9 protein-coding genes are annotated in these 13,495 nt (G+C 58.1%); 6 read left to right on the forward strand and 3 right to left on the reverse strand.

What is annotated here, in order from left to right; genetic code table 11:
- The first annotated feature begins 7 nt into the window (after positions 1-7).
- Entirely contained in the window at positions 8-1,225 is a 1,218-nt protein-coding gene (locus SR908_RS16125; RefSeq protein WP_246923441.1) for a hypothetical protein, read from the forward strand.
- A gap of 268 nt (positions 1,226-1,493) precedes the next feature.
- Here SR908_RS16125 and hepT read toward each other — a convergent pair whose 3' ends face one another.
- Entirely contained in the window at positions 1,494-1,940 is a 447-nt protein-coding gene (hepT, locus tag SR908_RS16130; RefSeq protein WP_246923444.1) for a type VII toxin-antitoxin system HepT family RNase toxin, read from the reverse strand.
- Entirely contained in the window at positions 1,933-2,346 is a 414-nt protein-coding gene (gene mntA / locus SR908_RS16135) for a type VII toxin-antitoxin system MntA family adenylyltransferase antitoxin (RefSeq protein WP_246923446.1), read from the reverse strand. The genes hepT and mntA overlap by 8 nt, the downstream gene beginning before the upstream one ends.
- Positions 2,347-2,532: 186 nt before the next feature.
- Here mntA and SR908_RS16140 point away from each other — a divergent pair, with 186 nt between their 5' ends.
- The 5 genes from SR908_RS16140 to SR908_RS16160 all read left to right on the forward strand — a co-directional run bounded on the left by SR908_RS16140 (position 2,533) and on the right by SR908_RS16160 (position 11,383).
- On the forward strand, positions 2,533-4,542 hold the full coding sequence (locus tag SR908_RS16140; RefSeq protein ID WP_246923449.1) for a sensor domain-containing diguanylate cyclase: 2,010 nt from the start codon (positions 2,533-2,535) through the stop codon (positions 4,540-4,542).
- 48 nt (positions 4,543-4,590) lie between these two features.
- Positions 4,591-5,835 (forward strand): NAD(P)/FAD-dependent oxidoreductase, encoded by a 1,245-nt coding sequence (locus SR908_RS16145; protein ID WP_246923452.1) that lies wholly within the window; start codon positions 4,591-4,593, stop codon positions 5,833-5,835.
- Positions 5,836-6,015: 180 nt separating this feature from the next.
- On the forward strand, positions 6,016-7,269 hold the full coding sequence (locus SR908_RS16150) for an ABC transporter substrate-binding protein (protein WP_246923455.1): 1,254 nt from the start codon (positions 6,016-6,018) through the stop codon (positions 7,267-7,269).
- A gap of 4 nt (positions 7,270-7,273) precedes the next feature.
- On the forward strand, positions 7,274-9,394 hold the full coding sequence (locus tag SR908_RS16155; RefSeq protein WP_246923457.1) for a methyl-accepting chemotaxis protein: 2,121 nt from the start codon (positions 7,274-7,276) through the stop codon (positions 9,392-9,394).
- 396 nt (positions 9,395-9,790) lie between these two features.
- On the forward strand, positions 9,791-11,383 hold the full coding sequence (locus tag SR908_RS16160) for a solute:sodium symporter family transporter (RefSeq protein WP_246923460.1): 1,593 nt from the start codon (positions 9,791-9,793) through the stop codon (positions 11,381-11,383).
- Between the two features lie 94 nt (positions 11,384-11,477).
- Here the strand turns inward: SR908_RS16160 and SR908_RS16165 are convergent, their stop codons facing one another.
- The gene (locus SR908_RS16165; RefSeq protein ID WP_246923462.1) at positions 11,478-13,460 is read right to left on the reverse strand and encodes a beta-galactosidase; all 1,983 of its coding nucleotides are present in this window, start codon (positions 13,458-13,460) and stop codon (positions 11,478-11,480) included.
- Between the last annotated feature and the right edge of the window lie 35 nt (positions 13,461-13,495).

The raw sequence follows: 13,495 nt of genomic DNA on the forward strand, positions 1-13,495 counted from the left end.
GGGAAGAGTGGATATTAAATTAAATGCTTGGGGTGTTAGGGATGCCGGAAAAGTAAGTTTGTTTCTGGTGTGTTCTTTTGTGGCGCTGGTTGTCTGGGGTAGGTCGAACCCCCATCTTTTTTTAAATGGCACGAGTTACTTGAGTGATTGGGCTTACACCCATTACCTTTTTAATTATGACGATGGATTTGTAAAAAGAGGGGTTGTCGGGGATTTCCTAAAGACCCTTGTAGGCCATGTTTCATATGACTTTGTTAATTTTGTCTCATATGTATTCCTAGGGGGCCTTTCCTTTTTGTTTTTTTTGTTTGTTTCGAAGCCTTACGTAGGTTATGGGGGGAGGTTGGGTGCCTTTTTGCTCATGATCTTTGCTGCTACCTCTCCAGCGACTTTGCAACACTTTGCCTTTGATGTTGGAAGGTTTGATCTTATTATATATATAGTTTTTATACTAGTTGTTTTATCAATAAAGTTTCTTGCCGAAAGAAGTGTTTATGCAACTTTTGCTACTGTTGTTGCAGGTCTATCTTTTTCTGTCCTAGTGCATGAAGCCGCATTTTTTATGGTATTGCCTCTTGCTCTTGTTTTTTGGAACTACATTGACCCCTCTAAAAAAGGTTTTGTTTTTCAAGGCATTAGTTTTGCAGCTATCTTTTTTATGACATTCTTGGTTTCTACGCGCGGAGGATATAGTGCGCTTGGGTTTGAAGATCACCTGGAAGCCTTGAGAGGTGTTTATGGTGATAGGGTGGTTAGTAGTTCTCTTGCTGTTATTCATAACTCTTCTCTTGAAGAAAATGTCGATAGAACAATAAGGCTTGGGTTTAGTTTTCCACGCTTAGTGCATCATGGGGCTATGGTTTTCTTTATGATGCCTTTTGCGTATATGATGTATAAGCTGTACATGTCAATACGTGGACAGGTTGATTTAAGGGTTAAGCTTATCTTTATAGTGTCACTATCTCCTTTAGCCCTTTACCCCCTGGGTCAAGATCATTTTCGGTGGTGGTCGTTGGCTATAACAAATATTATACTGTCAATATGCTTTATTGTTTTGAAGGACAAAGCTATTCGAAATGGTGTACTGTCATTCTTCGAAGATAGGGTGAGGCTAGTTGCCTTTGTTGTACTGTTTGGTTTTGTGTCTGGCCCTTTGGGTGTTACAGAAAGTTTTGATGTGGTTGTATATGCAGCAAGATTTGTGGGGTCTATTGTTCCTGGGTGATAGAATAACTGCAGCACTCGTAGTGTTCAGTGCTTGAGTGTTCGCCCGTAAACCCTTGTGCCGGCGTCCGATGCCCCGGTCGGTTGCTGAGTCTCTCCACCACTCGCCTAACTGTAGAATTTCTGCTCCCGAATGGCCTGCTGTAGAAGCTCTCTTGCTGCCAGTAGAGGATAACTATCGGTCTCTGCATTCGACCATCCGAACTGACGCCTCACCCTTCGACCGGGTCTGCCCCTGACGCCGGTGCCTCGTGCACCGGCGTTTTTATTTATAGGGTTGCCTCGTAAAGCGCTTCATGGGCTTGTTGGGCAAAGGTGAGCAATGCTTGGTAGTGATGGGCCTCGATGACACTGCGGACAATATCGGTATCGACGGTAAGGTAATCATGAACGAGCACGTTACGTAGGCCCACGATCTTGCGCCAAGGGACTTCCCTGCCGATGACGCCCTTATCCATGAGACGCTGAAAAGCGGTCATGGCGTCACCGCTCATGCTGCCGGTTTCGAGCCGAGCCCAGTGTTTGGCGGCACCGATACAGCTTTCAATGAGTACTTGCAGGGTTCTTTCCGCAGCAGTCTGCTCGAGTCGCGTCCAGTCCCGAGTGACCAAGATCTCGCGTAATGTCTCAAGATCGTTACGGCAATTATCGATATGCTCGCTGAGTGCTCTGAGATAGGCGTAACCGGGGCCTTTGTCACCTGTGCCGTTAGTCATAGTGCTTCCGTGAATGAAGGTAATCGATCTCCCAGCGCGACATGATGCGAGATTCTTGTTGCATGCGCAGGGATGGGTGGCGATCCCATAGCAATATCCCGTCGCTGATGATGGTCCAGGCGAGGGGAATGGGGGCGATGGCGATATCGACGATACTCAGTGCGTTTTCGGGGAGCCCCAGAGAAGCCTGCCAGTCGAGCGCCATTAGCTCGGGACGCAGGCGCCTTTCGAGTGGATCATGCTGCCAATCGGTGAACGCAACCGCGATGTCGTAGTCACTTTGCGCGTGATGGGCACCGCGTGCGCGCGAACCGTAAAGCCACAGCGAGGCGAGGTCGGCGCGTTCTTCGGCCTGATCACGCAGGGCATTGAGCACGGTATCGTCCAGTAGCGCAGCGTTCGGCATGATGTTGCATCCTTTCATCCAGGCCCTTGGGGCTGTGTGCCTTCAGTATGCGAGGAAAACAGCGTCGCGCAAAGGGCTGTGAGGCGCGCGGGGTTTGCTCGCTGGAGCCGCTGGGATACGCTTGTCGCCCACCACTAACTAATGACGCGGGGCCGGCGAGGCATAATGCGAATATGGCCAAATCGCATGGGACGATTCTTCAAGACATTGCTACCCAAAACGCTGCTGGGGCGTTTGATCCTCGGCACCGGGGTGGGCTGGAGTGTGTTGGTCATCGCCATTCTGTGGGTGTCGCTGCGCGGCGGTAGCGGTCTCGCCGAGGAGATCAATCGGGCGCATCTGGATTACGAAGCGTCTCTGATCGCCCGCGATATTCAGCAATCCATTTCGCTGCGGCTCGATACGCTGGGCACTATTGCCTCCTCGCAAGCGGGGGCGCTGCAGGGCGATGTGCCGTTGGTCGAGGACAGCTATGAAGACGTACAGGCGCGCTTGAGCGATCACACGGCGCTGTTGGAGCTGTTCGATTCGGCATTCGTCGTCGATGCCGAGGGGGATGTCATGGGCTTCACGCCGTCGTTGCCGGGTGCCGTGGGCTTGAATGTGGCCGACCGTGAGTATTTTCGCTTCATTAAAGAGGTGGGTCGACCCTTCGTCGGCCGTCCGATCATCAGCAAGCTCCACGATAGCCGCTCGCTGGTGGTGATAGGGGTGCCGCTCACGGATGCGCAGGGCCGATTCACAGGCATGCTGGGCGGCGTGGTCAATCTGCGCGACGGACGCTTCTTCCTCGACCTGCGCAGCCTGCGCATCGGCAAGGAGGGGTATGCGGTGTTGATGACCAGTGATGGGACGGTGCTCAGCCATCCCGATAGCTCACTGATCATGCAGCATATCCCTTCCACGCTGGAGAGCCCGGTGCTCGAACAGGCTCTGGATGGCTGGCAGGGCACCGGTACCGGTCATCTCATCAACGGTGAGCCGGCGTTGATGAGTTACCACCAGGTTTGGGAGCCGGACTGGGTCGTGGGTGTCTTTCTGCCGCAAAGTCAAACGCGCCAACCGATTATCGATTACGTGCGTCGCCAGTGGTGGGTGGCCGTGGTCGTAGTGCTGTCGATGCTGCCGTTGTTGTGGTGGTTGCTGCATCTGGGGCTTTCACCGCTGCGGCGCTTGGCGCGTCAGATCGCGCTGGTGGGGCAGGGCAAGATTTCGCGCATTTCCCTGGATACCTCGCTGGAGGAATTGCGCCGTATCGCGCAGACCTTCAACGATGTAGAACACGCACGCGGTCAAGAACGTACGGAGCGTCAACGTCGCCAAGCCTATCTTGATGCGGTGTTGAGTTCCTCGCCGTTACCGATGTTTTTGGCCGACCTGGACGGCCGTATCAGTTACGTCAATCCAGCCCTGGAGGTCCTGACGGGACTGTCGGCGTCGGCATTCCAGCGTCGGGAATGGCTGCGCCGCTTGCATCCCGACGATCGCCCAGTGTTGTTTGCGTTGTGGCGGCATGCGGTGAACGGGGACCATGAGCTACATCGTCAGATGCGTTTTGCCTGCGGAGAGAGGGGCATGATGTGGCTGGAGCTCTACACCAGCCAGGTGATGAACGACGGCCAGCCGCAGGGGGTAGTGGGTTTCGTCAAGGACATCACCCACCTACGTGAACAACAGAAGCGTCAGCTTTGGGAAGCCGAACACGATCCGTTGAGCGGGCTACTCAACCGGCGTGGCTTCGAACGACGCCTTGAGGAGACCTTTCATGTCTTCCGGGAGCGCGGTGAGAACGCCTCGTTGATCCTGTTCGATCTGGATAGTTTCAAACCCATCAATGACGACGGCGGTCATGCCCTGGGCGATAAGATGCTTTGTGCGATTGCTCGCTGTCTGGAAGGTTGTGTGCGTCGCGACGACCATCTAGCCCGGTTGGGTGGCGATGAGTTCGCGATTTTACTCCCCGGTTGTGGGAACGCGCAGGCCGTGCGTATCACCGAAGAGGTGCGTCACGCGGTGGGGGCGCTTTCGGTCACGCATAATGGCAAGCATTACTGCGTCACGGCGAGCCTGGGCGTGTCGTGCCTGGCAGCCGATGACAGCGAGGCGCAAGCGATGGTCAAGCGTGCCGATGCCGCGAGTTATGAGGCCAAGGCGCAGGGCAAGAACCGGATGGTGGCTGACGCGCGTTGCGAATGATGCCGCGCCTGATGCAAAACACCTGTATGCAACCAGAGAGGCACGACGATGAAACACGATACCCTGGTGTTGGGCGCAGGCATGGTGGGTGTAGGCGTGGCGTACCACCTCGCGCGGCGTGGGCGCCGGGTGGGGTTATTGGATCGCCGCGCGCCAGGCCGTGAAACCTCCTACGGCAACGCCGGTATCATCCAGCGTGAAGCGGTGGCGCCGCATGCCTTTCCACGTGACATGCACACGCTTTTGCGTGTGCTGGGTAACCAGGGCGTGGATGTTCGTTACACGCCACGTGGCGTGATGCAGGCGGGGCGTGCCTTGTGGCAGTACTGGCAGCACAGCGCGCCCGAGGCCTATGCGCGGATCGTCCCCGAATATGCCTCGCTGATCGCGTTGTCGATCACGACACATGCGGAGATGATCGAGGCGGCGGACGCCGATGCGTTGATTCGCCGCGATGGGTGGATGGAAGTCTTTCGTACGTCGGGGGCACTAGAAGCGCGATTCAGCGAGGCGCGGGCATTGAGCGAGCGTTTCGGTCTGGCGCATGACACCTTGAGTGCAGGTGAATTACGCGAGTGTGAGCCCGATCTGGACGCCCAGGCCATCGGGGCCGTGCATTGGCGCGATCCCTGGAGCGTGGCCGATCCCGGCGCCTTGGTGGACGCCTACGCGCGGGCTTTCGAGGCCGAAGGCGGAGAATGCCTGCAAGGCGAGATCCAAGCGATTACACGCAACGGTGAAGGCTGGCGCGTGACCACGGACACCGGCGCCTTCGAGGCACGCGATATCGTGCTGGCGCTGGGTCCCTGGGCGGATGAGTGGCTGGCGACGCTAGGGTATCGCCTGCCGCTGTTCGTGAAACGTGGCTATCACATGCATTACGCCATGCGTGACGAGGCGACATTGCACCATTGGTTGCTGGATGCCGAAACCGGTTATCTGCTGTCGCCGATGCGTGCGGGCATTCGTCTGACTACCGGTGCGGAGCTGGCGCCGCGTGATGCGCCGCCGGGTTATGCGCAACTCGAGGCCGCGGAAACGGCGGCGCGTGGTTTGTTCCCGCTCGGGCAGCGTCTCGAGTCGCGTCCCTGGAAGGGCGCACGCCCGTGTACACCGGACATGAAGCCCATCATCGGTCCCGCGCCGCGTCACAAGGGCCTTTGGTTCGCCCTCGGTCATGCCCATCAGGGCTTCACGCTGGGACCGGCGACCGGGCAACTCCTTGCCTCGATGATGGAAGGTGAGGTGCCGGCCATCGAGATGGAGCCCTTCAGCGCTGAGCGTTTCCTGTAACGTTTACTGTAACGCCCAACGTCTTCCTGTGAAGCCCAACGTCTTCCTGTGAAGCCCAACGTTGAGTCGGGTGTCTCGATTCAACTTTTCTGATCCACTGCCGATAGGTATCTGCATAAGCGTGCGGGGGAGCTGATCATCCCCGCGTGAGCGTGCATCACTATAAAGAGGCAGGGATACATGAAGGTTCATTGCAGGTGGCTGGCGGGCCTAGGGTCGCCAGTGCGTGTGGCGTCGTTGGTGAGAATGGCGTCGTTGGTGAATGTGACGTCGTTGGTACTTGTCGTGTCGCTCGCGTTGATGGCGACGCCGTCCATGGCAGAGGTCAAGGTCGGTATGGTCGCGCCCTTCAGCGGGGCAGCGTCATCGCTCGGGGAGGGAATGCGGCAGGGCATCGAGGCGCGCTTCGCCGAGGCCAACGAGTCGGGCGGTGTGAATGGTGAGACGCTGACGTTGGTGACACGCGATGACGGTTATGAGCCGTTGCGCTCGGCCAAGTCAACACGCGAGCTTCTGGAAGACGACGATATATTGGCGATGCTGGGCAACGTCGGTACGCCCACTGCAATCGTCAACCTGCCTATTCTGCTTGACCATAAGATGCCGCTGATAGGTGCGCTCACCGGCAGCGGCATCTTGCGTCAGTCCCCGCCGGATCGCTATGTCTTCAACTATCGCGCGAGTTATGCCCAGGAAACCGCGACGATGATCGAGGGCTTGCTGATGGCCGGCATCGCGCCCGAGGAAATCGCCTTCTTTACTCAGGCCGACGGTTACGGCGATGCCGGTTACCAAGGCGCGCTGCGCTCGTTGGCCAATCATGGTTATTCCCACCCCGAACGCTTGGCGCATGGACGCTACACGCGCGGCACGCGCAATGTGCATCGCGGGCTCGCCACTGTCTTGCAGGCACCCGTGACGCCTAAAGCAGTGATCATCGTGGGCACCTACGGGCCGGCGGCGGATTTCATCCGCGAAGCCCGCAAGGACCTGCCCGATGCGTTGTTTCTCAATGTCTCCTTCGTGGGTAGCCAGGCGCTGCTCGATGAACTGGGCAACGCCGCCGAAGGCGTGATCGTGACCCAGGTAGTGCCACCCCATACCTCGGATCTGCCGGGTGTCGAGGCGTATCGCGCCGCCTTGCAGGCCAATGGCGCCGACAGCGACGGCGATTTCGTGTCGCTGGAGGGCTATCTGGCGGCGTCGCTGTTCATCAAAGGGCTTGAAGCGGCCGGCACCGATCCCGACCGCGAGGCGCTCGTCGATGGCCTGGAAGGTTTGGGCGACATCGATCTTGGCATTGGCAAGCCACTGACGTTGGGTTCCAAGGATCATCAAGCGAGCAATGCCGTGTGGGCCACGCGTATTCACGACGGCCAATTCGAGTTGGTCGATTGGTTCACCCTGCTCGATGATGGCGCGGCCAAGGAGTAACCCCATGAAAAAGAGTTTGAGCCTACGGGCGATGTTGATCGGGTTGTTCGTGGCCGCGGTGCTGGGGGCGTTGATTCCCGCGGCGGCAGGGTTTTTGTCCAACCAGCGGTTGATCGAGGCGCAGAGCCTGTTTACCGATGAAATACTGCCGCAGCAGGCGGCCAGTGGTGACATGAGCGATGCGTTGACGCGTTATCGTCAACGCCAGTCGGGTCTGCTTGCCGCCGACAGCGAGGCTGCCTTCGATGACGTCATTGACCAGGCCGAGGCCGATGAAGCCTTCACGGCGGGGCGTGACAGGCTCGCTGCATTGATCGGCGACGATAACCAGGCGTTGTTCGAGACACTGGAAAGTGATTACGCCGACTTGCGCCAGGCCGATACCGCGCTGGAAGAAGTGCGCCGCGAGGACGTAGCGCTGACCGCTTCCATGCGCGCGCGTATCGACGAGATGCAGGACAAGATCGGCGAAGTATTGACCGACGCCGAATCGATGGCGGGACGTGCGACCCTCGAGGACGTACGTGAGCAACGCGCCCTGATCGGACGCGTCCAGTCGATGCAGGACGATGGGATGTCGATGGTGCCGATGTCGATGCTCGATACGCTGACGGAACAGCGTGCCAACATCGCTGGGCTCAGCAGCGACGTGCAGATGCTGGTGGCACAACTGGCCGATCAGGGGCGGCAACTGATGCAGGTCGACAGCCACGATGCGTTGGTCGATCTGCGCTATAACCAGATCGCTCAGCAGATTTCGCGGATTCAACAGGCGTTGGCGAGTATCGAGGGCGCGGTAGGGGCGACGCCGGCCCAGCAGGAAAGTGCCGGTCAGTTGGAAGATGTCGTGACCGAACTCAATGAATTGATGCTGACGAGCGACAACGCCGTTTATGCATTGCGCGATCGTCAGCTTGGCTTGCGCGAGCGCTCTCAACAGGCCTTGGCTGGCGTTTCCCAGGCGATGGACGGCATGGGCGAGAGCCTGGAGCGCGTCGAAGCCTATGCTGCCGAGCGCGCCGATGACGCCGCCAACCAAGCCGCCGCGACCGCGCAGGCCGGTCGCGTATTGCAGCTCGTTGTGTTGTTGATCGTGATCGTGATTCTGGCGGCGGTGGGCTGGCGCGTGATGACACGCGTGCTCAAGCCCATCGGTGAAATGCGTCGCCAGATGGAAAGCATCAGCGGCGCCGCGGGGCAGACCGGTGACCTGTCGATGCGCCTTAAGGTGCGCCACGGCGATGAAATCGGGCATACCGCGCAGGCCTTCAACCAGATGATGGTAACCTTCGAGCGGCTGATTGCGCAGGTTCGCGACGGGGCCGAGTCGGTGGCGTCCAGCAGCCGTCAGATCGCCTCGGGCAATCAGGACCTGGCGCAACGTACCGATGAGCAGTCCTCGTCACTGGCCGAAACGGCGGCGAGTCTCGAGGAAATCACCGCGACCGTGAAGCAAACCGCCGACTATGCTCACCAGGCGCGCGACATGAGCCACGGGGTCGGTCAGCGCGCCCGTGAAGCGGGCGACGTGGGAGATCGGACGCATACCGCGATGCAGGAGATTCGCGAGTCCAGCGACAAGATTTCCACGATCGTCGAGGCGATCGATTCCATTGCCTTCCAGACCAATCTGCTGGCCTTGAATGCCTCAGTGGAAGCGGCCCGCGCTGGCGAGCACGGCCGTGGTTTCGCCGTCGTCGCCGACGAGGTACGCCGTCTTGCCAGCCGCAGTGCCGATGAAGCCGAGCAGATTCGCCACCTGGTCAAGGACAGCGTGGCCAAGGTCGGCGAGGGCGCAAATCTGGTCGAAGAGACGGGGGGACATCTGCGCGAGATCGTCGATAGCGTCGATAAGGTATCGCAGTTCGTCTCCGAAATCGCCGAAGCCACGCAAGAGCAATCGACGGGGATCGACCAGATCAACCAGGCGATTGCCCAGCTCGACCAGGTGACCCAGCAGAATGCCTCACTGGTTCAGGATGGCTCCTCGGCCAGTATGTCGCTGGATGAACGGGCCAACGACATGCATGTGCTGGTGGGACGCTTCAAGGTGAGCAATGCGGCTTACGAGGAAGACGACGACACGGACGACAGCGCCTCGCCCAAGGCGTTACCCGCAACGTGATCGTAGCTTGCCAGCCCCGTCCGGGCTGGCATGAAAAACGCCTTCACTGCCTAGAGCGGTGAAGGCGTTTTTGGTGGTACCGAAGAACACTGATGCCCCGACATCCGCGCCATCAGTGTTTTGAAAGGTGCTCTTAATGCTTGCATTCATCAGGCCGAACCGTGCTTCCTGGCATAGCGCGATGCATAGAATACGGCCTCACGTTATGTTAACTGCGGCGTTCATCAGATTGATTTGAGAGTCGATACTACTGGCATGTCAAAGAAATGTCTCAATTTATCGTACATTTAGTTTTTAATGTGAGACAAATGGTTAATGGTGTCGGTTACTTGACTCGTTAGACTGGCTATCAGCTCCATCGCGAGTACTTGCCTGCGTCCACAAAAAGGACAATTCATGAATTCACTGACATTACTTTCCTTCGTTTTTTTCACCGGCTTGGTGGCTTTCATCACCTGGCGAATGACCCGACATGATGATCACCGGCACTCCAAAGGCTATTTTCTGGCGGGGCGCAGCCTGACCTTCCCGGTCATCGCCGGTTCACTTTTGATGACCAATCTCTCCACCGAGCAGATGGTGGGTCTTAACGGTGCTGCCTTCACCGATGGGCTCTCGGTAATGGCCTGGGAGGTAGTCGCGGTGGTTTCGCTGGTGGCGATGGCCATGTTCTTTCTGCCGCGTTTCCTGAAGAGCGGTATCACCACGTTGCCAGAGCTTTTAGCGCTGCGGTTTGATCGAACGACTCAGCTATTGGCCAACATCATATTCATGGTCGCCTACGCGGTGATTCTGCTACCGAGTATTTTGTACTCGGGGGCGCTAGGCCTGATGGGGCTGCTGGATCTCAAGGCACTCACCGGTATCGAGTCCACGTATACACTGTTGATCGGAACAGTCGTCGCGGTAGGGCTTGGTGGTGCAATTTATGCACTGTTCGGCGGGCTGCGCTCGATCGCCATCTCTGACACCCTGAACGGTATCGGTCTGCTGATTGGCGGGCTGCTGATCGTCTATTTCGGCCTCAATGCGGTGAGCGATGGTCAGGGGGTGATGGCCGGCTGGGAAGAACTGAAGGCGACTAACCCCGAAAAGCTGCGCTCGCTGGGTAACGAGGACCAGTCGGTGCCCTTCTCGACGTTGTTCACCGGGGTGCTTTTGCTCAACATGTTCTACTGGTGCACCAACCAGCAGATCATTCAGCGTACCTTTGCCGCCAAGACCCTGGCCGAAGGCCAGAAGGGCGTGCTGCTGACCGGGCTGCTCAAGCTGCTTGGTCCACTTTATCTTGTGTTGCCAGGGATCATTGCTTTTCAGCTCTACGCTGGGGAGGGCATCAAGGCCGATGCCGCTTATGGTCGTCTGGTATACGATGTATTGCCGGCGCCGCTGACCGGCTTCTTCGCCGCCGCTATGGTCGGCGCCATCCTGTCGTCCTTCAACTCGGCACTGAACTCCACTGCTACCTTGTTTAGTCTGGATGTCTACAAGGCACGCCTTAACCGTGAGGCGAGTGACGAGCAGGTGGTGAGGATCTCGAAGTGGGCTGGCTGGATCATGGCCGCCGCGGCCATGACCATCGCCCCGTTGATGGCTAGCCAAGAAAGCCTGTTCGTCTATGTGCAGAAAGTGAACTCCATTTATTACATTCCGCTGCTGTCGGTGATCGTGGTGGGGCTGGTATCCAAGCGTGTGCCAGCCATCGCTGCTAACTTGGCACTGGTGTTGGGCTGCGCCCTGATTGGCCTGTTCTATTTCGTGCCGCCGTTGGCCAAGCTGGTGGATGCGGTTCACAACTTCCACTTCATCGCCATCGTGCTAGTGGTGCTCGTGTCGATGATGCTGATCATCGGTAAGGTGGCGCCTCGAGAAGTACCATGGATTCAGAAAGACGTTGGTGCTATCGACATGACGCCTTGGGCAGGCACTAAAATAGCCAGCGTCGTGCTGCTGATGCTGGTATTGGGTATCTATATCGCTTTCATTTAGGGCCTCATCCCAGCGTTGACCCCTCAATGACAATGCCCAGGCACTTGGCCTGGGCATTGTCGTTACGCTTTTGGCATACGCTAGAGTAAGCGACTTACGCGTCGCGCCAGATGCTTACCCCTGCCGAGGGCAGTCGCGTGGCGCCCACAAGGTAGCCATCGCTTGGTACCAGGCTCTCGGGCAGTCGACGCGCCTCGGGCGCATAATTGAAGGCGAAGCAGAGCGGTCCGCGACGCCGTAGCCGAACGCCACTCGGCATCGGGTTGACGGCTATACCCACCTTGCGACATTCGCCCTCGAATAGTGCGACCATGCTGTCCTCATTCAGCCAACCTGTCAGATAGGTCACCGAGTGATGCTCGGTGACGGCGGGCTCACCATCATCGAAGACGCTGATGATCTTGGCTTGCTGACGCTCCGAGTCGAGCAGGTCCCGCCATCGAAGGGCATGACCTCTATGGCCGTTTGCCAGGGTAAGTGCTGGCTCTGCACCAGGACACAGGCCATCGACACGATCCACCGTTACGCCGGTCAGCCCTGTCAGTGCACCGGGTGACAGCTGTTCGGGGACACGAAAGTCCACCGTTCTCGAGCCGGAGCGCGCACCGATGATGATGCGGCTACCACTATCACGTGCTTCTTCCAGCCGCTTCGCCAAGGCATCATCGGCGATCACCTGGCAAGGCAGTGCGATCAGTGAATAGCCTTTTAAGTCGTCTTGTGAAGAGACGATATCCACATCCAGGCCGAGTCGCCGTAGTGCGCTGTACCAGAGCAGATGAAGCTCGAGAGCGTCGAAATGCTCGGCATGTGGCTGAATCTGGCAGGCCCAGATGGCCGTGTAGTCGAACATCAATGCGACCGGGGACTGCGTGCTGGCGGCTAGGTCAGGTGCGGCATCTGCCATTACGTTGATTTCGTCGCGCACCGCAATGACTTCCTGCCAAGCTGCGGCCTGACTGCCGTCGGGCCGTAGAAGGCCGGCGTGCATTTGTTCCTGCGCGAAGGGCGCTTGTCGCCACCGGAAGTAGGAGACCAGTTCGGCTCCATGGGCAAAGGCTTCATGGCTCCAAAGTCGCACCATTCCATCGAGTGGCGCGGCATTGCTTAGCGCCCAGTTGACCGGCCCCGGCTGCTGCTCCATGACCCACCAGCGACCTTTGCACATGGCGCGGTAGAGATCGTGATGGAAGCCGGCAAAGTCCGGATGGCCCTGTTGCCTGTAGAAGGCCTTGGTCGAATCATCGTGGGCACCCCGCTCGAGGAAGCCGAGGGGATAGCTATCCCAACTGGCGATATCGAGATCCTTGGATACGTCGAAATGGTCGAACTCGGTAAAGAGGCCCATGAAGTTGTGCACGATATCAACGTTCACGCCCGCCGCGCGAAGTGTATTGACCTGCAGACGATTGTATTCCGCTACCATATCGGAGCAGAAACGGCGGTAATCGAGCACAATAGCCGGGTGCGGCTCAGTGACGGTTCCCACCGGGGCCTCGACCTGGTCGAAAGCCGTGACCTCCATGCTCCAGAATACTGTGCCCCAGGCGTCGTTGAGCGCATCGACGGTGCCATAACGGGCTTCGAGCCACTCTGGAAAACGTGAGCGAGCAGCAGCCGAGTAGCTGAGGATGGTGTCATGGCAGCCGTATTCATTGTCGGTCTGCCAAGCCGTGATAGCAGGGTTGCCTGCGTAGCGCTCAGCCATCAGGCGCACGATGCGCTCACTAAGCTCCCGGTAGACCGGTGAGGCGAAACAATAGTGCCGACGAGATCCGAAGCCGCGGACGTCGCCGTTTTCATCGACGGCGAGAATCTCTGGGTGCGCATCTACCAGCCACTTCGGAGGCGTGGCAGTTGGTGTGCCCATAACGATCTTAAGGCCAGCGCTTGCTAGCACCTCCACGGCATCGTCCAGCCAGGTAAAGTCCAATTGACCCGGGCGGGGTTCCAGCCGACTCCAGGCAAATTCACCAATGCGCACGGTACTTATGCCCGCGGCGAGCATGTCTCGTGTATCTTGTGCCCAGCGCTCGCGGGGCCAATGCTCGGGGTAATAGCAAACGCCTAGCTGCATGACGTTACTCCTTAGTTATAAATGGGCGGTTACAT

Source organism: Chromohalobacter canadensis, assembly GCF_034479555.1.
Classification (GTDB): Bacteria; Pseudomonadota; Gammaproteobacteria; order Pseudomonadales; family Halomonadaceae; genus Chromohalobacter; species Chromohalobacter canadensis.